At 46.9% G+C, this 23015-nt stretch carries 27 protein-coding genes and 1 pseudogene; 14 read left to right on the forward strand and 14 right to left on the reverse strand.

Annotated elements, in window-relative coordinates:
* Positions 1-39: 39 nt before the first annotated feature.
* Both HPY31_RS22695 and HPY31_RS22700 read right to left on the reverse strand, forming a co-directional pair.
* A complete protein-coding gene (locus tag HPY31_RS22695) occupies positions 40-885 on the reverse strand; it encodes a 1,4-dihydroxy-6-naphtoate synthase (RefSeq protein ID WP_016738948.1) in 846 nt (281 codons plus the stop codon).
* On the reverse strand, positions 882-1544 hold the full coding sequence (locus tag HPY31_RS22700; RefSeq protein ID WP_172142562.1) for a futalosine hydrolase: 663 nt from the start codon (positions 1542-1544) through the stop codon (positions 882-884). Before HPY31_RS22700 ends, HPY31_RS22695 begins: the two co-directional genes overlap by 4 nt.
* Before the next feature lie 149 nt (positions 1545-1693).
* Here HPY31_RS22700 and HPY31_RS22705 point away from each other — a divergent pair, with 149 nt between their 5' ends.
* Positions 1694-2479 carry a class I SAM-dependent methyltransferase gene (locus HPY31_RS22705; RefSeq protein WP_172142563.1) on the forward strand — a complete coding sequence of 262 codons (786 nt, stop codon included), beginning with the start codon at positions 1694-1696 and terminating at the stop codon, positions 2477-2479.
* A gap of 52 nt (positions 2480-2531) precedes the next feature.
* Here HPY31_RS22705 and HPY31_RS22710 read toward each other — a convergent pair whose 3' ends face one another.
* Positions 2532-2894, reverse strand: coding sequence for a VOC family protein (locus tag HPY31_RS22710; RefSeq protein ID WP_172142654.1), 363 nt, complete (start codon positions 2892-2894; stop codon positions 2532-2534).
* A gap of 205 nt (positions 2895-3099) precedes the next feature.
* Between HPY31_RS22710 and HPY31_RS22715 the strand changes: the two genes are divergently transcribed.
* The 3 genes from HPY31_RS22715 (at position 3100) to eutH (ending at position 5794) form a co-directional block, all read left to right on the forward strand.
* Positions 3100-3699, forward strand: a complete 600-nt coding sequence (locus tag HPY31_RS22715; RefSeq protein WP_172142564.1) for a nitroreductase family protein — start codon at positions 3100-3102, stop codon at positions 3697-3699.
* 247 nt (positions 3700-3946) lie between these two features.
* Positions 3947-4147 (forward strand): cold-shock protein, encoded by a 201-nt coding sequence (locus HPY31_RS22720; RefSeq protein WP_007725380.1) that lies wholly within the window; start codon positions 3947-3949, stop codon positions 4145-4147.
* A gap of 375 nt (positions 4148-4522) precedes the next feature.
* The gene (gene eutH, locus HPY31_RS22725) at positions 4523-5794 is read left to right on the forward strand and encodes an ethanolamine utilization protein EutH (protein WP_012684681.1); all 1272 of its coding nucleotides are present in this window, start codon (positions 4523-4525) and stop codon (positions 5792-5794) included.
* 37 nt (positions 5795-5831) lie between these two features.
* Here the strand turns inward: eutH and HPY31_RS22730 are convergent, their stop codons facing one another.
* Both HPY31_RS22730 and HPY31_RS22735 read right to left on the reverse strand, forming a co-directional pair.
* Positions 5832-6476 (reverse strand): DUF2625 domain-containing protein, encoded by a 645-nt coding sequence (locus HPY31_RS22730; protein ID WP_172142565.1) that lies wholly within the window; start codon positions 6474-6476, stop codon positions 5832-5834.
* A gap of 75 nt (positions 6477-6551) precedes the next feature.
* On the reverse strand, positions 6552-7037 hold the full coding sequence (locus HPY31_RS22735; protein WP_172142566.1) for an SRPBCC family protein: 486 nt from the start codon (positions 7035-7037) through the stop codon (positions 6552-6554).
* Between the two features lie 241 nt (positions 7038-7278).
* On the opposite strand from HPY31_RS22735, the gene HPY31_RS22740 reads away from it, so the two are divergent.
* Positions 7279-8160: a YitT family protein gene (locus HPY31_RS22740; protein WP_016738941.1), complete on the forward strand. Its 882-nt coding sequence runs from the start codon at positions 7279-7281 to the stop codon at positions 8158-8160.
* Positions 8161-8544: 384 nt separating this feature from the next.
* Complete coding sequence (locus tag HPY31_RS22745) at positions 8545-9039, forward strand: GNAT family N-acetyltransferase (protein ID WP_172142567.1); 495 nt, start codon at positions 8545-8547, stop codon at positions 9037-9039.
* A 54-nt stretch (positions 9040-9093) separates the two neighbouring features.
* On the opposite strand, the gene HPY31_RS22750 is transcribed toward HPY31_RS22745, so the two are convergent.
* Together HPY31_RS22750 and HPY31_RS22755 are read right to left on the reverse strand one after the other, a co-directional pair.
* The gene (locus HPY31_RS22750) at positions 9094-10833 is read right to left on the reverse strand and encodes a sensor histidine kinase (protein ID WP_172142568.1); all 1740 of its coding nucleotides are present in this window, start codon (positions 10831-10833) and stop codon (positions 9094-9096) included.
* Positions 10830-11546, reverse strand: a complete 717-nt coding sequence (locus tag HPY31_RS22755; RefSeq protein WP_172142569.1) for a response regulator transcription factor — start codon at positions 11544-11546, stop codon at positions 10830-10832. Before HPY31_RS22755 ends, HPY31_RS22750 begins: the two co-directional genes overlap by 4 nt.
* 108 nt (positions 11547-11654) lie before the next feature.
* Here HPY31_RS22755 and HPY31_RS22760 point away from each other — a divergent pair, with 108 nt between their 5' ends.
* From HPY31_RS22760 to HPY31_RS22775, 4 genes are read left to right on the forward strand one after another with little or no spacing between them, the layout of a single operon-like run.
* Positions 11655-12368, forward strand: coding sequence for an ABC transporter permease (locus tag HPY31_RS22760; RefSeq protein ID WP_253901911.1), 714 nt, complete (start codon positions 11655-11657; stop codon positions 12366-12368).
* Complete coding sequence (locus tag HPY31_RS22765; protein WP_172142570.1) at positions 12368-13288, forward strand: ABC transporter ATP-binding protein; 921 nt, start codon at positions 12368-12370, stop codon at positions 13286-13288. The genes HPY31_RS22760 and HPY31_RS22765 overlap by 1 nt, the downstream gene beginning before the upstream one ends.
* Entirely contained in the window at positions 13278-13475 is a 198-nt protein-coding gene (locus HPY31_RS22770) for a hypothetical protein (protein ID WP_016738934.1), read from the forward strand. The genes HPY31_RS22765 and HPY31_RS22770 overlap by 11 nt, the downstream gene beginning before the upstream one ends.
* A 30-nt stretch (positions 13476-13505) precedes the next feature.
* Positions 13506-13667: a hypothetical protein gene (locus HPY31_RS22775; protein ID WP_016738933.1), complete on the forward strand. Its 162-nt coding sequence runs from the start codon at positions 13506-13508 to the stop codon at positions 13665-13667.
* A gap of 100 nt (positions 13668-13767) precedes the next feature.
* On the opposite strand, the gene HPY31_RS22780 is transcribed toward HPY31_RS22775, so the two are convergent.
* Positions 13768-14472 (reverse strand): HAD family hydrolase, encoded by a 705-nt coding sequence (locus tag HPY31_RS22780; protein WP_172142571.1) that lies wholly within the window; start codon positions 14470-14472, stop codon positions 13768-13770.
* Positions 14473-14564: 92 nt separating this feature from the next.
* Between HPY31_RS22780 and HPY31_RS22785 the strand changes: the two genes are divergently transcribed.
* Positions 14565-14765 carry a hypothetical protein gene (locus tag HPY31_RS22785; RefSeq protein WP_172142572.1) on the forward strand — a complete coding sequence of 67 codons (201 nt, stop codon included), beginning with the start codon at positions 14565-14567 and terminating at the stop codon, positions 14763-14765.
* A 16-nt stretch (positions 14766-14781) separates the two neighbouring features.
* Here HPY31_RS22785 and HPY31_RS22790 read toward each other — a convergent pair whose 3' ends face one another.
* Entirely contained in the window at positions 14782-15207 is a 426-nt protein-coding gene (locus HPY31_RS22790) for an acyl-CoA thioesterase (RefSeq protein WP_172142573.1), read from the reverse strand.
* Between the two features lie 140 nt (positions 15208-15347).
* Here HPY31_RS22790 and HPY31_RS22795 point away from each other — a divergent pair, with 140 nt between their 5' ends.
* The 3 genes from HPY31_RS22795 to HPY31_RS22805 all read left to right on the forward strand — a co-directional run bounded on the left by HPY31_RS22795 (position 15348) and on the right by HPY31_RS22805 (position 17412).
* Complete coding sequence (locus HPY31_RS22795; protein WP_016738930.1) at positions 15348-15803, forward strand: DinB family protein; 456 nt, start codon at positions 15348-15350, stop codon at positions 15801-15803.
* Positions 15800-16318, forward strand: a complete 519-nt coding sequence (locus tag HPY31_RS22800) for a GNAT family N-acetyltransferase (RefSeq protein ID WP_172142574.1) — start codon at positions 15800-15802, stop codon at positions 16316-16318. The genes HPY31_RS22795 and HPY31_RS22800 overlap by 4 nt, the downstream gene beginning before the upstream one ends.
* A 146-nt stretch (positions 16319-16464) precedes the next feature.
* Positions 16465-17412, forward strand: coding sequence for a DMT family transporter (locus tag HPY31_RS22805; RefSeq protein WP_172142575.1), 948 nt, complete (start codon positions 16465-16467; stop codon positions 17410-17412).
* A 63-nt stretch (positions 17413-17475) separates the two neighbouring features.
* On the opposite strand, the pseudogene HPY31_RS22810 reads toward HPY31_RS22805, so the two are convergent.
* From HPY31_RS22810 to brnQ, 5 genes and pseudogenes are all read right to left on the reverse strand, one after another.
* Positions 17476-18496, reverse strand: a pseudogene (locus tag HPY31_RS22810) (S66 family peptidase).
* A 196-nt stretch (positions 18497-18692) separates the two neighbouring features.
* Complete coding sequence (locus HPY31_RS22815) at positions 18693-19070, reverse strand: hypothetical protein (protein WP_253901912.1); 378 nt, start codon at positions 19068-19070, stop codon at positions 18693-18695.
* Between the two features lie 164 nt (positions 19071-19234).
* Positions 19235-20671, reverse strand: a complete 1437-nt coding sequence (locus HPY31_RS22820) for a sensor histidine kinase (RefSeq protein WP_172142576.1) — start codon at positions 20669-20671, stop codon at positions 19235-19237.
* Complete coding sequence (locus HPY31_RS22825; protein ID WP_016738924.1) at positions 20671-21369, reverse strand: response regulator transcription factor; 699 nt, start codon at positions 21367-21369, stop codon at positions 20671-20673. The genes HPY31_RS22820 and HPY31_RS22825 overlap by 1 nt, the downstream gene beginning before the upstream one ends.
* A gap of 194 nt (positions 21370-21563) precedes the next feature.
* Entirely contained in the window at positions 21564-22898 is a 1335-nt protein-coding gene (gene brnQ, locus HPY31_RS22830; RefSeq protein WP_172142577.1) for a branched-chain amino acid transport system II carrier protein, read from the reverse strand.
* Between the last annotated feature and the right edge of the window lie 117 nt (positions 22899-23015).

Here is a 23015-nt window from a genome sequence, read left to right on the forward strand (position 1 = left end):
GGCAACCCTGTAAGCTGCCCCCTCGCATTATTGAATTAGCTAGCGCCGTAATGTCGACAAATCAAATGCTGGTACAAGCCCTTCCTCGGCTGCACGACCGAGCAACGCCTCGACAGCTGCATAACCATCATTCCCCAAATTTCTCGTAAACTCATTTACGTACAAATTAATATGCGCTTGCGCTACCTCCAGAGATAGCTCTTGGGCATGGGACATGACATATTCTTGTGATGCGGTCGGATTCGCCCATGCGTATTCCACAGAGGAGCGCGTCCAATTGGTCAGAGCCTCGATATCCATTGATTTTTTCGCGATGATGGCACCCAGTGGAATTGGCAAACTGGTATCAGATTCCCACCAGTTGCCCAAGTCAGTCATAAGCGACAGCCCGTAGTTTTGATACGTAAAACGCGCCTCGTGGATCACGAGTCCTGCATCGATCTTGCCGTCACGTACAGCAGGCATAATCTCATGAAACGGCATGACGACGATCTCCCCTACACCACCTGGGACATTTTGTGCAGCCCAGAGCCGGAACAGTAAATAAGCTGTGGAGCGCTCACTTGGAACCGCTACACGTTTGTTGGACAGGCGTGCTGGATCGTTCGCACTCTCGCCAGAATTTCCTTGGGTCAAAACGAGTGGCCCGCATCCTCTGCCCAGTGCACCGCCGCAAGGGAGCAACGAGTAATTGTCCATCACCCACGGCAATGCCGCATAGGAGATTTTCATTACTTCTGGACCTTCTCCTTGTGCAGCAAGTGTATTCGTAATATCGATATCTGCGTACATAATATCGAGCTTTGGCGCTCCCGGAATCAAATCATGTGCCCAGGCATGAAAAACAAAAGTGTCATTCGGACATGGTGAAAATGCAATTTTCATGATAGTACCTCCCGTAGTACAGAGCTTCCCTTTTCTAGAGAATCCAACGCATCTTTTATCCGCCAAGCAGATTTATCCCGCGGTCCAATTGCATTCGATACCGTGCGAATTTCCAGAACCGGTCGTCTGGCAGCCTGGGCAGCAGTAGCAACACCATACCCCTCCATCGCTTCAGCTAGCGCGTCTGGCATCCGCTGCGCCAAAGCCGCCGCTGTTTCCGCTGTTCCCGTCACGGTGGATAGTGTAAGGATGATGCCTTTTTTGGCAACCAAGCCTGCCTCTTTCATCGAATTGGTCAGCTGTTCTACCAACTCCTGATCAACACTTACTTTCGCTGATCCAAATCCGAGCTCGTCCACACTGCAAAAGCCCTCAGGGGTTTCTGCCCCCAAATCTGCACAAATAATCTCTGTCGCGACAACCAGTGACCCAATCTCTGCTTGCCCTACGAATCCACCGCATATTCCTGCACAAATGACCAGATCGTAATCCGCGCAAGCAAGCTCTCTGGCTGTACTCGCTGCGGCTGCTGCGGGCCCTACTCCCCCAGCGATGACAGTGAATCGCTCATCTCCTTGAATGCCGCGCATCACTGCATCCCGTTCTGCGTCAACGGAGGTCACGACCAGAATGCTTCTATATTGTTGTGACAAAATCATTTGCCCCGTCTCCCTTCAATCGCTTTCCACCTTCCACGTTATCGCTACTTTTCGTTCGTGTAAAGCCGTTTAAAGAGTTTGTCAAAAGACAGGAAAATACTTACAATGAATCCTGTTATGCATTTTCGTTAGACGAGAGGTGACCGATCATGCTTCATCCACCGAATCCGAACACCCATCCTGACTGGCTCTCCCCCCACTCTTTGGCCTGGTACACGCAGTTGGGCAAAATGACTGGTGAATACGTATACCCATGGCGCTCTACCATTACGGAACCGAATGGCGAGTCGCTTTTTATGGAAGAAATTAGCCGTATGGTTCCGAATCAATCCGTTCTCGACATCGGTTGCGGGCACGGTGCATTCACACTGCACTGGAGCCGTTCTGCCAAAGAAATCGTCGGCTTGGATGTGACAGAAAGCTTTGTGGAAAAGGCCCGTATGCAAACACCCGAAAACGTCTCCTTCGTTGTTACCAATACAAAATATACCCTTCCCTTCCATGACGATACGTTCGATTGCGCCTACAATCGCAAGGGACCTACCTCCGCCTATCCAGATATAGCACGTGTCGTCAAAAGAGGAGGCTCGTTCATCGGATTACATCCGGGCGATCAGTTGTCCGCCGAATTATTCGAATGGTTTCCTCATTTATTTGGTTCACGTCCAGCAGACACTCCGATCCTGCAAAATCTGCAGGAGAAACTCAGACAAACTACTTTCCAGCGAGTGGATATTCAGACGGTAACTGCCACCGAGTATTTTCAGACCCCACTTGATGTCATTCGCATGCGTTGCTTCGGGCAAAGTCCCACTATTCTCACGTCCGCCATCGAACAACACATGGACAGTGTTCTGCCGATTTTTGACCATTATGCGACTTCTAACGGTCTGCCCACTACGCATATGTATTACCTTGTTCGCGCGATTGTTTGATTCGTCTTATTAAAAACCTCCAGCCGTATTTGGCCAGAGGTCGTCACTACTCTTATCCTTTTAGCAAAAAGCTGTTGCCGTCTTCATCCTGAAAAGTCGCATAGGTCCCCCATTGCATCTTGTTCAGTTCTCCTTGAAAAACAACGCCGTTCGCCCGCATCGTTTCGTACGTCTTTCCAACTTCTGTACATTCAAAAACGATCGAGGCCTTTTGTTCCTGCCAGTTGCTCATCATACTTTTCGGATAGAGCACCAAAGCAGTCTGGGCACCTGCTGGTCCTACCTCCAGCCAACTGCTGTTTGGTCCCATCGGGTGCTCTTGCTTGACCTCAAATCCAACCTTCTCTGTCCAGAACACTTTTGCGCGTTGCTGATCTTCTACGTAAACAGCTACCGTTGCCATTTTGGTAATCATCATATCCTCCTTATTAATTGAGCATTTATCATCCCATTTTAACCGAAAAAAAGTTTACTTATCGCTATCAACAAACCCAAAAGTTGACAACAGTAACACGCAATTTTATATTTAATTACGAAATGTAAGAAACAAAACATTGAATAAGCTTCTCCCTTTCAATGCATCATGTTAGTGTAAAAACAAGTTGCTGGAGGAATGTAAAGTGGGTAAGGATTTTATTGCAGCCGTAAAAGACAGAAGAACGTACTATGGGATCAGCAAGGAAAACGTTGTATCTGATGAACGCATTAAAGAAATCGTGCTGGAAGCAGTAAAATACACACCATCGTCATTCAACTCCCAAAGCGCTCGCGTTGTCGTCCTCTTGGGTGCGGAGCACGATAAGCTATGGAACATTACCAAAGAAACGCTGCGAAAAATCGTTCCTGCTGAAAATTTCGGAGCCACGGAAGAAAAAATGAACGCCTTCGGTAGCGGATACGGCACTGTTCTTTTCTTTGAAGACCAAAGCGTCGTCCAAAACCTCATGCAGAAATTCGAAGCGTACAAAGATAATTTCCCGATTTGGTCCGAGCAATCTTCCGGAATGCTTCAGTATGTTGTGTGGACTGCGTTGGAAATCGAGGGCTTCGGTGCTTCCTTGCAGCATTACAATCCACTCATCGATGAAGAAGTCCAACAAACGTGGAAGATCCCTAGCGAATGGAAGCTGAGAGCACAGATGCCTTTTGGCAAACCAACCGCTCAACCAGGTGAAAAACAATTCCAATCGTTGGATGAGAGAGTGAAGTTCTTTTCCTAAGTAACATTTTGTTGAATGTTTGTAATGGATGGCTCAGAATTTCCAATTTGGGCCGTCCTTTCGTGTATTGAGCGATTGCTTTCCTCTGTCGTCTGTGATAGTATTAGCTTAAACAAAAGATTCTTATTTAAAGCGTTCACATATTGTAAAGGGTTTACACTTATGTTTGAACCTTTTACAATGTGTGAATTTTATTTTATATAAATAAAAGTTACATATTCATTTTATTTTGTTGGAGGTAACACCCATGCAAACAGGTACAGTTAAATGGTTCAACGCAGAAAAAGGTTATGGCTTCATCGCAGTTGAAGGCGGAAACGATGTATTCGTTCACTTCAGCGCAATCCAAGGCGACGGTTTCAAAACCCTCGAAGAAGGCCAACGCGTAGAATTCAACGTAGTTGAAGGCAACCGTGGTCCACAAGCTGAGAACGTAACAAAACTGTAAATTACACATAAAGCTGCCCTTGCGAATAACAAGGGTGGCTTTTTTTTCCATACCTTTTTCCTCACATAATTCGTTCTTTGTTCCTAAAGGGCAGTTGACATTAGCCATGCCTCCCCATATAATCTCTTTATAATGCAGAGTAAAGCAACGGCGCTTTCTAGCATAAAATATTCAGAATGTACACAAGGGAATAAACGCGACATGTATTTTCCGTTTATTTTTAGCGAGCTATGAAAGCGGTTCCAGTTGACTGTTATTACCATTACCTGTAAACAAGTTCATAAAAGTAAGCAAAGGCGCTTAGGGTATCACTCATTTATTTAATGAGATCCTAAGTGCTTTTATTGTTTACATCCGCAAAAAGGTGGGATATCCATGGAGCACATTGGAAGCGTCATTATTTACATCATCATGTTATGTGCAGTAATTGGTGCCATTGCCGCGATCCGCAACAGCGATGAGGGTCTCGGTAAGGAGTTCATGGAAGGGATTCACTCAACAGGTTACATCTTCGTTCCTGCCGCCGGTATTATGGCGTCCCTCCCGTACATCTCTTGGTTCGTAGAAAAAGCGGTATCACCCATCTTTAACAAAATTGGAGCAGATCCTGCGATTGCGGCAACTGCGATTCTCGCATCTGACATGGGTGGCTATCAGTTGGCAAACCTCCTGAAGACCTCCACAGAAGGTTGGATTATGGCGATGATCGTCGGTCTAATGGCCGGTGCTACGATCGTGTTCTCCATCCCTATGGGACTTGCTATGTTGGACAAGCGCGATCATAAATACATGGCGCTTGGCGTAATGTCCGGTATTTTGACAGTTCCGATCGGTGCTTTTATCTCCAGTGCCATTCTCGTTTTGACAAATGCAGAGGTTCGCAATGAAATCTCGACGAACGCTGAATCGACTTATGCTTTTGCCATTGGCTTCGGACAGGTACTGTTGAACCTTTCACCAATTTTGTTCTTCGTATTAGCGATTGCTGCTGGTCTGCGCTTCCTGCCAGACTTGATGATTAAAGGCTTCATGATTTTCGGAAAGACAATGGATGCAGCTATCAAGCTCGTACTCGTTTTCTCGATCGTGCAACACTTTACTGGCATCTTCACAAAGATTTTCGGAGCTTGGGGCTTCGATCCGATCATCGCCGATCCAACCGACCAATACCGTGCGTTGGAGACCGCTGGTTACATCGGTATCATGCTTGCAGGTGCGTTCCCAATGGTTTACATGCTGCGTAAATATGCTGCGAAGCCACTCGAAGTATTGGGTAATAAGCTTGGCATGAGCCCTTCTGGTAGTGCAGGCTTGCTCGCAACGAGCGCAAACATCCTGGCGATGTTCCGTCTCATTCGTTCCATGCCGCCTAAAGACAAGGTTATCAACATTTCCTTCGGGGTTTGTTCCGCTTTCTTGCTAGGTGACCACTTGTCCTTCTCGGCAAACTTCCAACCAAACATTATCTTGCCGGTCATGCTCGGTAAATTGGGCGCAGGTATTATCGGGATTGCTTTTGCTTACTGGCTCTCCGTACCGAAAGCCCTTGAACTGGAAAAACAAGATCGTGCTGCTGGAATTATCGGTCCGGATGAGTATCTGGATACTCACAATGCTCAAGCTGAAGTTGCAGCAACCAAACAATAAAAGCAAAAGAGCGGTCCTTCGTGGGCCGCTCTTTCCTTTACTCACCGTTCTTGCTCATCTCCCAAATTTCCAATACAGGTACTGGCTTTTTGGAGCACCCATCCATCGTTAATTCACGAGCTTCTTTTGACCACAAAAAAGGATAGATTGCGAACATTTCATCGCCTTTTAGCTCGGAAACGTCCTTCTCCCAATCCGTCCAGAAAAAGGTCTTATAAAACGTATGGATGTCCCCGGTCATTGCCCAGTGCAAAAAGTCGGTATAGCCAATTTCAAGATCCTCCCACGCAAGACTGTCCGGAGCGAAATACCATATACCGCCTACCGAATCCGGAAACATTCCACCATTGATCGCAAAGAATCCCCCTATGACATCGTCTGCTACCAGCAGCATCCCGTTCAAGGCACATTGCTGGTTCCAAGAAGTGATGGAACGCGGCAAATGAGGATGGCCAGACCCTAGAATCCTTAGCCAGCCTTGGTGAATCAGAATCCCGCCTGTTTCAAAAGCAACAGCACCTAGCGTTGACCTCGTCGTCACTTGCAAATCAACAAGCTGTTTTTCCCCTTTCTCCAGTTCAGCTGGAAGAAGAGTGATTTTCCGCTCTGATGATGACAGCCATTTTTTTATTTCTTCCATCGCTGAATCCTTTTCGCTGTACAATTCCTCGAAGCTTTTCATTTCAGTCTCCAATCTCGCCAAAATAAACAATAGTTTGGATGCTGTTAACTCCCATGACGGATGAATCCTCAACATCTACCCTTGATGAGCAGCCTGTGGAGAGCAGCACAGATCTCCTTTGCCTGATTCAAGTGCAGACTTCAGGCTCCCCAACACATGAGACCAAGCCATTTCGTGCCAGCCCCGAGCCTTTTCCCACTCCTCTCCCTCTTTCCAACCGAAATGCTCGACCAATACTTGTGTTTTCCCCTCTGTTTCAGACAAGGTGACAAGCACATATGTCAAAGCAGCCTCGTGATTCATGGTATCTGCGAATTCATCCGGTCCCTTCCATGTAAAGCCCAAGCGCTCCTTCGGTTCAAAATGGGTAATGATGCAACCTTTCGTCCCCATCTGGTCGCGATTGGCTGGGTTGAAGTACAATTCATAGGCTCCGCCCAGGTACGGCTCAATCGTTGCATCAGGCGCAAACCACTGAACTAGCCGTTCCTTTCGTGTCCATGCCCACCAAACCAGCTCTATAGATGATGATACTTCGATCTCCGCTTTCAAGAAACCCATGGAACATCCCCCTAACTATTTTCCCAACAGTTTGAAAATAGCAATTTCTATATAACCAGTCAATACCGGACACTCGCTATCTCAACATTCACGCCCGAAAGAGATTTCACGCGTATGAATGAGTCTGAACAAGTCTGAATGGATTATTTTTTACTAAAAAGTGTAATTATGCAGTAATCGCATAAGAATGAATGCTATAATAGCTGAGTAAGTAAAAAATTTCACAATGGGGAGAGGAACGATGGAACAACCACTTGCTAAATCGGCTCATCAGAAATTACCCATTGGAAAATTGCTCAAGAGGATCTTCGGTATCCTGATTGGTGCTTCCCTGTTTTCGGTAGCGCTAGAGATTTTTCTCGTACCGAACAATATTATCGACGGTGGAATCGTAGGTATCTCGATTATTACCTCGCATCTGTCTGGAATCCCTCTTGGCGTTTTCCTGTTTGTGCTTAACTTGCCCTTCTTGATCATAGGGTACAAGCAAATCGGAAAAACGTTTGCACTCTCAACCCTCTTCGGGGTTACGATCATGTCAGTTGGAACGACATTCCTTCACGAAGTCAAAGGGCTAACGGATGATCCCCTGCTTGCGGCTGTTTTTGGCGGCATACTTCTCGGGATTGGGGTAGGACTCGTTCTCCGTTATGGAGGCTCTCTGGACGGTACAGAGATCGTCGCTGTACTGCTTAACAAGAAATCTCCATTCTCCGTTGGTGAGATCGTAATGTTCATGAACTTATTCATTTTGAGCAGTGCCGGATTTGTATTCGGTTGGGATCGCGCGATGTACTCGCTGATCGCCTATTACATTGCATTCAAAATGATCGATCTGACCATCGAAGGCTTCCAGGAGTCGAAAGCCGTATGGATTATTAGCGACAATCACAAGGATTTAGGAGATGCGATTGTTGCTCGTCTGGGCCGTGGCGTTACCTATCTGAATGGTGAGGGCGGCTATACCGGAGACGACAAGAAAGTGATTTTCTGCATCATTACGCGTTTGGAAGAAGCCAAGCTGAAGCTGATCGTGGAAGAAGTGGACCCGAATGCCTTCCTGGCTGTCGGCAATATTCACGATGTGCGCGGTGGGCAGTTTAAGAAGAACGCAATTCATTAAAGGAAAAAAAGTGTACCCTATAGATTGGGCGTTGGGGAACGTCTCTCTATAGGGTATTTTTTGTATGTTAATAATTTATCGTAATATTTTCGAAGACTTTCTTTTTTCTATCTACAAAAGTTAACATCTCAGCATGGGTAAGATTACGTAATGCTCCCTCATATACAACATTTCCAAAAGTATCACTCGTTGTATAACTGCATTTGTGCTTTCATCGATAAACATTAATTCTTCATCTTTTACAAAAATCGATGTTTGATTTCCGTTGAAACTAATAAACAAATCTTGTTTTTCTCCGTCACCATTCTGGACCATTTCAATAATGACCGAATTGAAAGTAAAGTACGATACTCCTATATCTCAAGAAAAAAGGAGGTTTTCTCAGTGTATCAAGCATTCTCGATAGAACGAGTTCCTTTTGAACAGAAGCACGCTCTCAAGCAACTGTTGGAGCTGTATACGTACGACTTCACTGAGTTTGAGCCTTTCGAAGTAGATGACGACGGCTTGTTTGGCTATGACTACTTTGAGAAGTATTGGGTCGAACCAGAGCGCCATCCCTTTTTCATCAAGGTTAATGGTAAGCTCGCTGGTTTTGTCCTCGTCCGCATGCTCACAAGCCCTGATGCAAAATTACCATCGGTCCACTCCATTGCTGAATTTTTTATCATGAAACGCTACCGTAGGCTGGGGATTGGAAAAGCAGTCTCCCATCAAATCTTTAAAATGTTCCCGGGTGCCTGGGAAGTCTTTCAATTGGAAAACAACGTGCCTGCCATCGGCTTTTGGCGTTCGAGCATCTGCGATTACACAGCCAATCACTATGAAGAGCGTCAAGCGGATGGCAAAGTCATACAGACGTTCATTTCGAGACCATAGTAGAAAAAGCCAAGGGACAACGCAAATCCCTTGGCTTTTTTTCATGAAAGCTAACTAGCTGATAACCGCAGGAAAGGTCATCACGACAACCGTTCCGCTACCCAGCTTGCTGTCCACCGTAATCTCTCCCCCGTGCGCAAAAACGAGCTGCTTGGCTATCGCCATACCCAGCCCCGTTCCACTGGTATTCTCTCCTGTATGCCCACCTCTGTAATATCTTTCGAACAGATTGGCCAGTGTCGTCTCGTCCATGCCTGGACCATTATCCGCAATTTTGACCACAAACTGATCGGCTGCAATCGATTGTACCTCTACAAGCACGTGTGTACCTGCCGGGGTATACTTGATCGCGTTTGTCAAAATGTTGACGATGATGCGGCGAAACCAGATTGGATCGACCTCGGCCGTTATCGATGGGACATTCGCCGAAAATTCGATATCATGCAAAGACGAACTCGGATCGTTCACCATATCCACCACAATCCTGCGAATGGTTTCTACGATCGCGACAGGTTGTTTGACCATCGGCAAAGCTTGGTTTTTGAGTCGATAGGTCAAATTCAAATCTTCAATCAGCCCGTTCATGTAGTCTGACTTTTCCCGAATCGTTTTCGCAAATTCGCTGACTTCTTTTCTGTCCCACTCATACTGTTCCGACTCTAAAAAGGTAGCATAACCGTAAATCGAGCTCAGCGGTGTCTTGAGATCATGGGATAGCCCTGTAATCCATTCCTCTCGTGTCTGCTCGATCTCTTGCTGAAGCTTTTCGTTGGAGCGCAAGGTTTCACTCAGATGCCGGAGAGCGTCAAATACATCCTTGAAAACACGAAATGACTTCTTTTCCTTCCCTCGCCAATTCCTTCCGATTGGTTTCCCCTTTTTTCCGATCGGCTCCTCATAGCGGCCTTGGGCCAGTCTTTCTAGCCAATTCACCATATGCAAGAGCGGCTTGCCTACCCGCCACGCATACCAGCTCCCTGCAAATAAAACGACCAGGATCAAAAGAATACCGATCTGAAGGAACGTTTCCTTGACCATGGCATCCTCAGACGTTTCTTGGACACCAGACTGATAGGTTGGATTCGGTGTGCCCACTACGTAGGTCAAGTCGCTCTTCGTGTCATATCGACTGGTGATGCGGACAGGAACATTTTTGGTGGTCTCGCCGTTCTGAAGAGCCTCCGTCATGTCTAACTGGGCAGAAGCGTTCGGGTGATTCCATTGATGGATGAGTTTCCCCGTACGATCGTATACCAAGTACCATGCCTTTTCTTGGGAAAAGCTTTTGTTCAACTCGTCCCATGTCTCCTTGCTCGTTCCCGTTTTTTTTGCGATCAGGCGGTGCATCATTTCTTTTTCGGGAGCGGGTGTTCCATAGAGGATGATCATGTTTTCGTCAGATTGGTTTATAACCCAGTGCGTGACGTGATAGCGAGAAGCATCACGGTCTTCTACATAACTAATCCACTCTCCTGGCCCAAATTGACTGGGAACGTCAGCAGGTGTCCGGTAGTTGTACAGAATTTTTCCATGCTTGTCGATAATCTGCAACCAGCCTTGATGTCTCGCCACGCTCTTCTCGATTTCCGGATCGACGCGGATTCGTTTCCCCTCATACTCTATCTTCAATGTCAAATCGGATGCATCCAGCCGGGACAAATCGCTGGACAACTGCTCGTTCATAATGCGCCACCCTAACCCCAGCATCGCGAAAATCAGAAATAGCAGCAATACGAGGAGAAAACCGAACAGTTGGCGGACATATTGAAAAATCAGCTTGTTCCGCAAATTCATGACTGTCTTGCCGGACTAACCAGCTTGTAGCCCAGCCCTCTCACCGTGACCAGGAGCTTTGGCTGTCCCGGGTTTTCTTCTATGCGCTGACGCAGCTTGTGAATGTGCACCATGACTGTATTTTCGTCAAACATCCCGTACTCGTCTTTCCATACATGATCGTAAATTTGTTCTTTCGTAAATACCCGGTTCGGATTCTGGCAGAAAAAGACGAGCAATGAAAATACTTGCGCCGGGCAGTCCACTCGCTCTCCGTTCACGAACAGCTCGGCTGCGTCCACATTTACTTGAAAACGTCCATAATCATAGCGCTTTTCTTCCTGCGATGGAGCAGAGCCCCCCAAGGTTCTGCGCAGATGAGCCTTCATCCGGGCAACGACCTCTAATGGATGAAATGGCTTCGTTATGTAATCATCCGCTCCATAGGCAAATCCGCTTAATTTATCAAAATCGGTACCTTTTGCTGTCAGAAAAAAAATCGGTGCCTTCGTTCGCTGGCGAACTGCTCCGCACAGCTCAAATCCACTTTTATCAGGCAGCATGACATCCAGAATCAACAAGTCGTATGTCTTCTCTTCCACGAGACGAATCGCCTCAGCTGCTGTCGTGCATGTATCGATCTGGACAAAGCCTTCCTTTTTCAGCACCGTTTGAAGCATCTGCAAAATCGCTTCTTCATCATCTACCAGCAAGATTCTTGCTTCTTTCTCCATATCCGTTCCCTCCCTTGCTGTCATACATTCTACCATGATAAACGACGCCAACAAAAAAGATAAGGAAATGGTAAGGTAGTGTTTTAGTAGGGGAAAGGTCTGGCTATTATGATGAAGGAGAAAGGAGCGGATTCACCTATGTGGGCTATTTGCCAACACGAATTTTTTCGGTTGTTTAAAAGTATCAAATCGTTAATTACCGTTGCCTTTATCGTCGGCATCTCGTACTTGGTTTCTGACCTCGTCAATCAGGCAGCAACTCTTCTCTCAGAAAAGGAGCTGGCCCAGGGACATGCGCTTGGTATTTTTGCACTTATCATGCTGTTCGGGCCCTTGTTTGTATTCAGCCTTTCTCATGATGTCATAAATCGTGAGCTAGCAGGCAGGACCATTCGCTTTCTCGTCACCCGGACTTCACGCAATCAGATCATTTTGGGGAAATTTCTCGGAGTGGCGTCCTTCTGGTTAACCTGCATGATTATTACATTTGGCGTAGTTTTCGCCACCGTGCAAACGTTTGATGCGAAGACCTTTTATCTATGCGTATCTATGCTTATCTACTGCATCTCGCTGGCACTGCTGCTCTCGCTCGTGATACCTCGCCCCAGCTACACGATGTTTTTAGGAATCGTGATTGCACTGATTTTGCCAGGTCTCGGACTATGGAGCACCTTCTCTAGTCACCCGGCAGCACCATGGATTAAATATTTGACACCCTTTTCATTTATGGAAAAAGGCGGCGCTTGGACCGGCTTCATTTGGCTCTATGCAGCAGCTTTCCTGATCGCTTCTATGTACTTATTCCGACGGAGGGATTGTTAATGGCAATGATCGAGACCATAGAGTTGAACAAGCGCTTTGGCAATCGCACGGTCGTGAATGACGTCAGTCTTACTGTGCACAGCGGGGAGATCTTCGGATTCCTCGGTCGAAACGGCGCAGGAAAATCGACCTTTATCAATATGCTGACAGGTATTCTGATTCCGACAGCGGGTACCATTCGTATGTTCGGAGAAGAGGCCCATACAGAAGGATGGAAAAAACGAATTGGCGTACTGCCGGATTACTCCACCTTCTACGACCATTTATCTCCTGCGGAGCACCTGCACTATTTCGCTCGGGTAAAAGGCGTCACACTCACAAAGGAAGACTGTATGCGCATCCTGACAGCCGTTGAGCTTGAGGAGCATGCATCCCGCAAAGCCAAAACGTTTTCCTTCGGGATGAAAAAGAAGCTGGGTATTGCCCAAGCCTTAGTGGGTGACCCGGAACTCATCTTCCTTGATGAACCTACTTCTGGCGTAGACGTCGAATCAGCCCTGCATATTCAAAATTTGCTGCGCAAGCTCCATCAACAAGGAAAAACGATCTTCATGACCTCGCACAATTTGAATGAAGTTGAGAAAATCTGTACCCGCATCGCCATCATGAAAAGCGGAAAGATCAGTTCACTCGGCACTCTCGATGAGCTGCAAGCTGCCCATCAGGCATGGCGATCTGTGAACGTACGTCACTCGGCTTTTATTACAGAGGATTCTGTAAACCTGCGCACCTTTATCGAGTCCCTCGGGCGCAATACGATTTGGGAAGAGGGTCGTCTCTCGATCCAGGTCGATGACGATCAAAAAGTGGCAACCCTCGTTCGTGCTCTTGTTCAGGCACGTGTGGATATTTATGGCGTGAACGTTGAAGTCCCTTCGCTCGAACGAATTTTTATGGGGGAAGAGTCTCATGATGCTTAATCTCGTTTTTGTCCTGCTCCTATCCGGGATGCTGCTTTTCAACATCTCGATAGGAAAAAGCATGACCACCGGAAGTATGTCAATTACGATTGGCCTGATTGTCCTCAATCTCATCTTTTTCATCACAAAGTACAGGAAGAGTCAGCATGAAAAAATGAAAGATCAGGTTAGTAGATACGAACGATAATCAGGCTCTTGTAAATGGGGGAGGATTCGTATGACCAGTAGGTATCTGGATTTTGCCATTATCCTGACAGGGGTTTTGCTGTATAGAATCTTTTGGGGAGATAGCCTTACACCAGGAGTTATCGGGATTTTAGTTGGGCTGATTATTGTTTCTCTCATCCTTTTCATGAGAAAGCAGTACGCAAAACGCTAGGAGCAAAAGGAGCAAGAAAATACGTAGAAAAAAAGCAGCTTGATTGCCACCAAAAACAACCTGCAAGTTATGCGGCTATGGGGCAATGGGCTGCTTTTTTCTACAAGATTGCCAAAAGCTGATCCAGTCGTTCAATGACAGCGAGTGGCTGATGCCGAGAAGTAGGCTTTTTCCCTCGTGGATTGATCCAGACAGCTGAGAAGCCTGCGTCCATCGCGCCTGCTACATCTGCCTCCCACGTATCTCCGACAAACAGCACCTGCTTGCTCTCAACTCCGAGCTTTTCACGAACATGTTCATATATACGTAGATCCGGCTTATGATGTCCGATGATTTCGGAGAGAAACACCCGCTCCCGTGGAAAATAAGCAGCCAATCCCAGACGCTCCAGCTTGATAAATGCCATATCGACAGGACCATTCGTAACAATCCCTAGTGTATGCTCTTCTGCCAGCCTCGCAATGGTAGACTGAACAGTGGCATCTGGCTGGACTGCATCCATACATGCCGCCTGATAGGCACGTTGAAAATCGTCGACCTGCTCCACTTCAATCTGTCGGTTACAATCAGCCATGGCTCGCTGAAAACGCAACCTCCTGTATTGCGTAAAATCGTAGCGCTTGGCAATAACATCGACCCACAAATCATCTCCGTGGCGCCGCAGAGCCTCAAGGAATTTCTCTTGGTCGAGTTCTGCTGTAAGTGCATGGGTCGCAATCGTCTGCTGCATCCCTTTCTCCCAGCAAGCTGAAAAATCAAAGAGAGTGTCGTCGAGATCAAATAGGATTGTTGTAAATTTAGACATGGCTATCCCTTCCTTTCTTTTGTGAAATTCTATCTGCATGAGATTCTGTCTTTTGATATGATCATTGTAATGGATGAAAAGGAGGTTGGGACATGTCTGAACAGAAACTCGATATTTTGTTGGAAGGGATTAATGAACTTTTCTTGGTTACTCGTGAAATTTTGGATCGTAAGGATAAGATGATTGTCAAATTAGATGTGCTAATAATGGAGGTACGGCAGATAAAAACTGATATCGCTGTAATAAGACAGGACCTAGGTCAGCTCAAAAATAGCAAGCTCGTAGCATCTTAACCGTCCACTATTGTTTTCACTCCGTTCTTTGGTTGACCGTCTCCAAATCCACAAGCAATGCCTCTTTCAACTCAACTGGCAAAGAAACAGATTGGCGTGTATTCGCATCGATCATGACCATTGTCACATCGGCGTCCGCCACTAATACATCTGCAGCGTTGTACAGCTCCTGGCGGATGACGAAGCTTTTTTCACCCACCTTGACCACCGTAGTAATCGCCGTTACCTCTTCACGCATTTTCAATTCTTTGCGGTAGTTAATGTTAATATTGGCCACTACCGGCATGATGGCCCGTCGCCTCAATTCATCCAGTGTAAATCCTTGCTCCCATATCCATTCAAAACGCGCCCACTCCATGTACTCCAAATACTTGGCATTGTTCACATGTCCGATTACGTCAATATCAGTTGAACGCACAGTTAGATGATAGCGATGAGCCATCCTTATCACTCCTTGTTTTTCTTTAGTATAACGAATTCAGGTTGCTGAGTGAACATTCATTCAAAATATTCCGAATGGTCGTGCTGTTCTTTCCGGATCTTTTTCCTATAATATAAATAAACACTAGAAAGGAAGATTGGATGTTCGAACAAGAACTATTGCCGACCTTGCAAACAGCTCGCTCCCGGTATCAGGATGCACTCGTCCAATTGGTTGAAGCCGAGCTTGGCTGGAAGCTGGCTCCGGGCTCTAATTCCATCGGATTTTTGATTCATCACATCGCGGAAGTCGAATATCGATTCTGTATGATGTTTTTCGGAAGAGCCATCCCGTCCGACATCACTCTCACTACCATTGGACCTGTGAAGGATGAAGGAAACTTTACCGACTTGTCTGCCTTGCTTGCTTTCAAAGATGCTGCTTACCATTACTTGCTGGATTCTTTGGCTGCCCTGCCAAAAGACGCGTGGGACATCCCCTGTGAAGCACCGATTGCCACATTGACTCCCCGTCAGGCACTTGGTCGACTGATTTATCATATGGGCTACCACGGTGGGCAGATTGGACTTATCCGCAAGTACGGAGGACCCCAATGAGTCTCATTTTGACAGGTGAGCGGCTCATCATTCGCGAATTGCTACGCGAGGATCTACCCGACTTACTCGCCACCTACAACAGCAATCCAAAGTACAATCAGCTTCGAAACGGAACGAGCGCAGTAAGTCTTGCTGAACTGGAAGCCGAGTATGACGCTACCATAAGCATACCTTCCGGGCATTGGCTCGCTATTACTCGTGAAGGTACGATCATTGGAGTGATCCATATCGTCCTCTCCAGTGAACACGATCCAAAAAGCTGGATTAGTCTTTTGCTTTTGCATGCCGATTATCAGCAGCAGGGCTTTGGAAAAGAGGCAGTGACACTCATGGAAGCCTACTGCATCCAACATGGCAGTCAGCATGTTCATCACGGTGTCATTGCGCATAATGAACCTGCTCTTCTTTTCTGGGGGAAGCTTGGCTATGAGCAGTATCGTCAGGTGGAGGCACCTGTCGGTTGTCTGACACAACCGGTGCTGCTGGTAGCCAAGTGGCTACCCCGTACAAATTAAGGAGGTGAAAGATATGAACCGTCGCCTTTTTGAAAATGATGTGCCCACCCTCCTCTCCTAGTCGGTGAGGAAGTGGTTCTCTTACTGCCTCCCGGCTACGGAATAACGCTCGAACGATTGATTCATAATTCCGGGAGGGACTTGTTATGTCACAATCACAATGGAAGCAAATGTTTTTAGGGGCTGTCTGCCTGACTCTCGCCGCAGCGATCTGGGGCGGTGTTTATGTCGTCAGCAAGGTCGTGTTGGAAGTAATTCCACCGTTCACGCTATTGATTTTGCGCTTTTGCATTGCTTTAGTCGTGCTGGCGGCATTTATCGTTGCTCGCAAGGAGCGTGTCGCGAAAAAAGATTATCCTCTGCTGATGGCCATCTCCTTTGTTGGGGTCACGATCTCCATCGCCGCACAATTTCTCGGTACCAAGCTGTCTACTGCCCATATGGGTGCTTTGATTACCTCCGCATCGCCTGCCTTTATTGCCATTTTTGCGGTTTGGCTATTAAAGGAGCGTGTCCATCTGAAGCAGGCAGCGGGTATTTTGTTAGCGACGATTGGTGTCATCATCGTCATTGGTGTTCCTGATCAAGCTGACGCTCAGTCTTCCCTCGCAGGAAACCTGATTTTGTTCCTAGCTGCGATTAGCTGGGGATTGTATACCGTTCTCAGTAAAAAGGCAACGCAGCGCTATTCATCCCTGCTCGTCACCACCTACGTAGCATTGTTTGGTATCATCTTTACCAGTCCGCTCATGTTTTGGGAGCTGTCTGTCACACCGGTCTCCTGGCAATTTGGTTGGGACATCTGGGCAGGCGTCCTCTATATCGGGATGATTTCTACCGCAGGTGCTTTTTATTTGTGGAACAAAGGCTTCGAGCTGATGCCCGCAGGGAGTGGGGCCGGATTCTTTTTTGTTCAGCCCATTGTCGGTGCATTTTTGGGCTGGCTGTTGCTGCATGAACATTTGGGTATTGGCTTTTTCGCTGGTGGCTCCTTTATTTTCCTCGGTGTCGCTTTGTCCACTCTGCGTACCAAAAATAAACGTGAATCGCTGGAGGAACATCCTCTCCCCCATTACAACGAGAAGCAAGGCTAAAATTGTGTTTGCATACATGCTACGAGGACTTCCCAATCGTTGGGAAGCCCTCGTTTTTTTAAGCTATGGACGAAAATATTGCCGTACACTTCCTTTTTCGAAAGACAGCTCCACTTCAGCAAATGCCCCATTTATAAACGTGATTTGTGGCGGCATATGCCCACAATCTATGTCGTAGAGGACAGGGACTTGCAGCTCTTCAGCCAGTTCCTGATAGACGTCTTCCACGGTGTAGCCGTCGACCGTCTGATTCGCTGGACTGCGCCCAAACATGATCCCCGCACAATGGTCGAACCATCCGGCCAGCTTCATTTGTACCAATGATCTGCGCAGATCAGTCGTAGAAAGCTCACAGTTTTTCCAAATACCAGATGATCGCTTCATTCCCGATCTGTTCTTTTTGAAACGTTTGTACGTCCCCATACGGTGTGCCAATTACATGCCGAATGATATCGATACAGCCGCCAAGTAGCCGTCCCTGCATATTTACGTGGGGAGTAGTCTCTGTAGTTTTCCATACAGTCGGTTCCGTCAGGTGAAAGATATGCGGCGAAGGATTCGCATGCTGCCATTCCTTTTGATACATCGGAGATGAGTACTGCAAGACTGACTCGCCCTTTTGCGTTGACAGAACTGTTTCCCACATAGCCGTCGTCTCATCCATATCTGCTCCACGCAAATCTATCAGATTCGTCCCATGAGCCGTAGCCATCCCCGTTTTTAATGTAATCGCGAGCAACAGCACACTCACATCCGAATAGCCTAACACCCATTTTGGTTGCATGGCATCAAAATCAAGCTTGTCTAAAATCTCAATCAGCAACTCGCCACCCCAAGGAGGGATGATGATATCGACGTCTTCCTCTTGCATCAGGGAGTTGAATTCGGCTGCGCGGTTTATGGCAGGAGCTGACTTGGCTTTTTCCTGTGTCCAGACTGTATCTTTGCAAACGATGGAATACCCCCTGCTCTCCATACGACTGCCTGCCAGCCTGATTCGTTCATGCAAATACTCTGGTACACCTGATGATGGTGCAGTTACCCCTATAGTAGCGCCCTTTTTCAACGATGGATACGTGATCATGCTTCTCCCTCCCACTATGTATGATTTTGGATAATGATAACACATACCACCAAAGTATTTTCCGACGTAGGCCGAAGGGTAGACTGGAACTGCTTTTCTTAGACAAAAAAAAGACGACCTATAGTCGTCATCAAAGTATATAAAACGGGAGGGAAGTAGAGGAGTTCAGACGAACGTGTTTCCTGTTCGTGAATGATTACTTCTTGCTGGCGTCAGTCGTTGTAGACTGTCCAGCGGAACTGCTGTTGTCGGTTCCGACAGCACCAGACGATCCAGTGCTCGTACCTGCATCAGATTTGGCATCTGTCGCAGGTGCTTCCGTAGACGAACCTGTGTCCGTCGATGCATCAGAGCTTTTCGCTGAAGCATCTGGAGTAGACTGATCTTGCGAAACCGAGCTATTGGTCGATTGTCCGCTATCAGAAGTGGAGGAGCCCGGAACAGTTTCGCTTGTCGTGCCCTCTGGTTGTGTCGCCGGTTCAGGTGTTCCTGTGGTGTTAGAGCAGGCAACCAAGCTGCCAGACAGGAGTAATGCGACAGTGGCAATGGAGAACCACTTTTTGTTCATGTTCATTCCCCTTTCATTCCTTGGCTTCGTGACCTTCTCGCTGTCACACCTATATCGTAACGGGCAAAGATAACCATTCTGTAAGGAAAGTAGGAAAAAACGATGATCAAAATATGAAAAAAGTATGAACATGATCATTTTGAGCGGATTCATTTTGAGCCGATCGTGCTTTAGTTCTCCGACTTAATCCTAGGAACCCATATCGTAAAAGTACTTCCCTTCCCAGGCGAGCTCTCCACTGTGCATTTGCCATCATGCAGCTCTACCAGCTCTTTTACAATGGCGAGCCCAAGTCCTGTTCCTTTATTGTTCTTGGAACGTCCCCGATCTACTTTAAAAAAACGTTCCCAGATGCGGTCTAGGTCATCAGCTGCAATTCCCATCCCAGTATCGATCACTTGAATCTGTACGTATTCTCCATCCAGCGAAGCACGCATGCGGATTTCACCAGCAGACGTAAACTTGAGTGCATTCTTCACCAGATTTTTTAGAATTTGCGCGATCCTGTCTTTATCGGCATAAATTCGTGGAAGCTCCTCCTCTACCTCTACATCCATGCGAAGCCCTTTTTCCTCTGCTTCTTGATGGAAGGAAAAAGCAACCCGATTCATGACATCTGCCACATCGACAGGGAACTTGACCAAATTCACTTCATTGTTCTCCAGCTTCATCAAATCCATCAGATCATCCACCAAGCGATTCACTTGCATCGTTTCGGTGTACATCACAGCGTAATACTTCTGTCGTGCCTCTTCTTCCTCTACCAAGCCATCCTGCAACGCCTCGAGGAAACCTTGGATCGCCGTGAGAGGCGTGCGCAATTCATGAGAGACATTCGCCAAAAAATCATTGCGGACTTGCTCCAAATGATGACGCTCCTGCTCTACCTTCTCCAGCTTCTGTGCCATCGTATTGATCGTTTGTGCCAAGTCGCTGATCTCGTCCGACGTATCGACCTGGACGCGCTCTGCATAATTCCCTCGACCAATTTCAGCCGCTGTTCTCTCAATTGTTCGCAATGGGCGGGAGATTGACCATGACAAATACGAAACCATGATCGTAGAAAGCAGTACCCCGAACAAGGTCGCCCACAGAATCGACTCGCGCATTTGACCAAAGGTTTTCTCAATTCCTTCAATCGGCGCGTGCAAAATAATTCCCCCGTAGACGTTTTCGCCCTCGCCCCATGGGACGGAGACCGACAACATCGGGTCATCCAGACCTTCGATTTGCAGCTCGGTTACCGCGCTTTTTCCCTTCAGCACGTTGTCCGCGATGGAAACTGCCACGGACTTGCCCGTAAACATCTCATCCTTCATTGAAGTCGCTACAATTTTTCCTTTTGTATCAAATAACCAGATGCGGGTATCAAATGACTCGTCCAGCATTGCCAGCTTGTCCAAGAGCTGTTTGTTTACTTCATTGCTGTTATGGATAGCGGTATTCACTTTTTTCGCCATCCGCAAAAGCTCTTCTTCTTTGGCGTTGTAAATATACTCCTTCGTAAAAAAGGAAAGAACAATCCCTGTAATCCCTAGCCCTACCAAAACGGTAGCCAAAAAGCTGACCAGCAGTCTGCGGTAGATACTTTTCGACATGCCTAGCATCAGTCATCCACCCCAAACTTGTAGCCAATCCCCCAAACCGTTTGAATGCAATCATACGGGAGCTTATCTAAACGCTGTCTGATCTTTTTAATATGAACATCGATCGTTCGAACATCGCCAAAATAATCAAATCCCCACACCTGTTCCAGCAATTGCTCCCGCGACCATACACTTCCCGGCGATTTGACAAGTTGAACAAGCAGATCAAACTCCTTCGGGCGAAAGCTCACTTTTTCCCCAGCAACGATCACTTCCCGTTTATCCAGATCTATCGTCAATTGCTCAAAAACAAAGGTTCGAAGCGCTGCCTCGTCTTCTACTTTTGGCTTCGGCTGCAATCTGCGCATAATCGCGCGGATACGCGCAACGATTTCACGTGGACTAAACGGCTTCGTCACGTAATCATCCGCTCCGAGCTCCAAGCCGAGAACACGGTCAAACTCCTCATCCTTTGCCGTCAGCATAATGATCGGCGTATCCCACTTCTTGCGGATTTCCCGGCATGCTTCAAAGCCATCCAACTGCGGCATCATGACATCGAGAATGACCACATCCGGCTGTTCCTTTTCCATCATCTCAAGAGCTTCTCGTCCATCTGTTGCTGCGATGAGCTCGATTTGTTGTTTTTCAAAATAAAGGCGAATAATTTCGCGTACGTTTGGATCGTCATCGGCAACCAAGACTTTCATCGTGGACATAGCCAATAACCTCCCTTCTTTCAAAACGACATAAAATGAAACATGCCGTTCAGACAATTTACGTTTTTCCATGGTAACATAGATCACCCATGTTGTGGACGGGTAGAAGTCCTATCCAGCTGGTAATAGCAGGACAAAATGGTTTGGAACAATAAAAAAGCGAGTGGACCTAAAGCCCACCCGCTCTTCATTCTTTATTTCGTTTCTCTTACAATTGGAACACTTCGCGTGAGACTAGCCCACAACAACCCTATCAATGCGCCTGCAATAGCTGGGACCAGCCATCCAATTCCAACTTTGTACAGCGGCAATTGTTCCAAGATTGGCGTCAGCGAGTCAATTGACAATCCAAGCTGGGAAGCTCCATCCAAAAGACTGATGACAGCCGTTGCTGTGATTGCACCGACATAGACGGAGCGATGTCCGTTGAACAATCGATCAAAAAACGTCAGCAGCATCAAAACAATGGCCAGCGGATAAATCGCCATCAAGACAGGAACGGAGAAGGTAATCAACTGTGTCAAGCCTACGTTTGCTACCGCAGCACTGAACACAGACAGAATTACCGCCATCTTCTTGTAAGAGATGCTAGGAATCCGACTGGAGAAAAATTGACTGCACGCAGTGACAAGCCCGACAGAAGTCGTGAGGCAAGCAAGCGTAACAGCTGCTCCCAGCAGTAGCGAGCCTAATGGACCGAACAGTTGATGCACGACCCCGGTCAAAATTTGTCCACCATTTTCCGATTTCGCAAACGATACACTCGTCGCTCCCAAATAGCTGAGGGCAAGATAGACGAGTCCCAGTCCGGTAGCTGCTAGAATTCCTGCTTTGATCGTAGACCACATCACTTTTTTGCGATCAATGATGCCTCTTTCCTGGACAGCTGTTGTTACTACCAGACCAAATACCATAGCAGCTAATGCATCCAGCGTCAGATAGCCCTCGATAAAGCCTTTGAAGAATGCTGTATCCTGATAGGCCCCTATTGGTTGTGCCACCTCACCCATTGGAGAAATGAGTGATTTGACATACATCAGGCCAATGATGATCAAAAGAGCAGGTGTCAAGATTTTACCGATTCGATCCACCAGCTTGCTCGGGTTCAGACTCAACCAGAAGGTGATGGCAAAATAGACGATCGTGGTCACAAAAAGCGGTACCCAGCTGCCTTTCATCGATTCTGGCAAAAACGGCAACACGCCCATTTCAAAGGTTACTGTACCTGTCCGCGGAATCGCCATGAATGGACCAATCGACAGATAAACAATAAACGTGAACACGACTGCAAACATCGGATGGACTCTTGACGCCATCGTTTGCAAGTTACCTCCAGCCAAGCCTACCGCGATGATTCCTAGTAAAGGCAGACCTACACCCGTAATTAAAAAGCCGGCCATCGCGATCCAAACATTATCTCCTGCAGCTTGTCCTAGCGCTGGCGGAAAAATCATGTTCCCTGCTCCAAAGAATAGGGCAAACAGCATTAAACCAATTGTAATTGTTTCTTTCGTAGTAAGTTCTTTCATATGAATCCTCTCAATATTGTTTAATAAAATAAAATTTTCATTAGTATAACTTAAAATTAACTCACTATTCAACCTTTAATTTTTTAAAATTATTGAACTTTTGTCAAAAATGAAAGT

The sequence above is a fragment of the Brevibacillus sp. HB1.3 genome (assembly GCF_013186635.1).
Lineage (GTDB): Bacteria > Bacillota > Bacilli > Brevibacillales > Brevibacillaceae > Brevibacillus > Brevibacillus brevis_D.

What these genes read in the sequence shown, in the direction of transcription:
- HPY31_RS22785 (WP_172142572.1), top strand. Translation starts at nt 14,565, where the DNA reads ATGTCTGAACAGAAACTCGATATTTTGTTGGAAGGGATTAATGAACTT.
- HPY31_RS22770 (WP_016738934.1), top strand. Translation starts at nt 13,278, where the DNA reads ATGATGCTTAATCTCGTTTTTGTCCTGCTCCTATCCGGGATGCTGCTT.
- HPY31_RS22790 (WP_172142573.1), bottom strand. Translation starts at nt 15,207, where the DNA reads ATGGCTCATCGCTATCATCTAACTGTGCGTTCAACTGATATTGACGTA.
- HPY31_RS22735 (WP_172142566.1), bottom strand. Translation starts at nt 7,037, where the DNA reads ATGGGTTTCTTGAAAGCGGAGATCGAAGTATCATCATCTATAGAGCTG.
- eutH (WP_012684681.1), top strand. Translation starts at nt 4,523, where the DNA reads ATGGAGCACATTGGAAGCGTCATTATTTACATCATCATGTTATGTGCA.
- HPY31_RS22750 (WP_172142568.1), bottom strand. Translation starts at nt 10,833, where the DNA reads ATGAATTTGCGGAACAAGCTGATTTTTCAATATGTCCGCCAACTGTTC.
- HPY31_RS22805 (WP_172142575.1), top strand. Translation starts at nt 16,465, where the DNA reads ATGTCACAATCACAATGGAAGCAAATGTTTTTAGGGGCTGTCTGCCTG.
- HPY31_RS22780 (WP_172142571.1), bottom strand. Translation starts at nt 14,472, where the DNA reads ATGTCTAAATTTACAACAATCCTATTTGATCTCGACGACACTCTCTTT.
- HPY31_RS22800 (WP_172142574.1), top strand. Translation starts at nt 15,800, where the DNA reads ATGAGTCTCATTTTGACAGGTGAGCGGCTCATCATTCGCGAATTGCTA.
- HPY31_RS22765 (WP_172142570.1), top strand. Translation starts at nt 12,368, where the DNA reads ATGGCAATGATCGAGACCATAGAGTTGAACAAGCGCTTTGGCAATCGC.
- HPY31_RS22815 (WP_253901912.1), bottom strand. Translation starts at nt 19,070, where the DNA reads ATGAACATGAACAAAAAGTGGTTCTCCATTGCCACTGTCGCATTACTC.
- HPY31_RS22775 (WP_016738933.1), top strand. Translation starts at nt 13,506, where the DNA reads ATGACCAGTAGGTATCTGGATTTTGCCATTATCCTGACAGGGGTTTTG.
- brnQ (WP_172142577.1), bottom strand. Translation starts at nt 22,898, where the DNA reads ATGAAAGAACTTACTACGAAAGAAACAATTACAATTGGTTTAATGCTG.
- HPY31_RS22755 (WP_172142569.1), bottom strand. Translation starts at nt 11,546, where the DNA reads ATGGAGAAAGAAGCAAGAATCTTGCTGGTAGATGATGAAGAAGCGATT.
- HPY31_RS22820 (WP_172142576.1), bottom strand. Translation starts at nt 20,671, where the DNA reads ATGCTAGGCATGTCGAAAAGTATCTACCGCAGACTGCTGGTCAGCTTT.
- HPY31_RS22700 (WP_172142562.1), bottom strand. Translation starts at nt 1,544, where the DNA reads ATGATTTTGTCACAACAATATAGAAGCATTCTGGTCGTGACCTCCGTT.
- HPY31_RS22720 (WP_007725380.1), top strand. Translation starts at nt 3,947, where the DNA reads ATGCAAACAGGTACAGTTAAATGGTTCAACGCAGAAAAAGGTTATGGC.
- HPY31_RS22705 (WP_172142563.1), top strand. Translation starts at nt 1,694, where the DNA reads ATGCTTCATCCACCGAATCCGAACACCCATCCTGACTGGCTCTCCCCC.
- HPY31_RS22760 (WP_253901911.1), top strand. Translation starts at nt 11,655, where the DNA reads ATGATGAAGGAGAAAGGAGCGGATTCACCTATGTGGGCTATTTGCCAA.
- HPY31_RS22825 (WP_016738924.1), bottom strand. Translation starts at nt 21,369, where the DNA reads ATGTCCACGATGAAAGTCTTGGTTGCCGATGACGATCCAAACGTACGC.
- HPY31_RS22795 (WP_016738930.1), top strand. Translation starts at nt 15,348, where the DNA reads ATGTTCGAACAAGAACTATTGCCGACCTTGCAAACAGCTCGCTCCCGG.
- HPY31_RS22695 (WP_016738948.1), bottom strand. Translation starts at nt 885, where the DNA reads ATGAAAATTGCATTTTCACCATGTCCGAATGACACTTTTGTTTTTCAT.
- HPY31_RS22730 (WP_172142565.1), bottom strand. Translation starts at nt 6,476, where the DNA reads ATGAAAAGCTTCGAGGAATTGTACAGCGAAAAGGATTCAGCGATGGAA.
- HPY31_RS22740 (WP_016738941.1), top strand. Translation starts at nt 7,279, where the DNA reads ATGGAACAACCACTTGCTAAATCGGCTCATCAGAAATTACCCATTGGA.
- HPY31_RS22710 (WP_172142654.1), bottom strand. Translation starts at nt 2,894, where the DNA reads ATGATTACCAAAATGGCAACGGTAGCTGTTTACGTAGAAGATCAGCAA.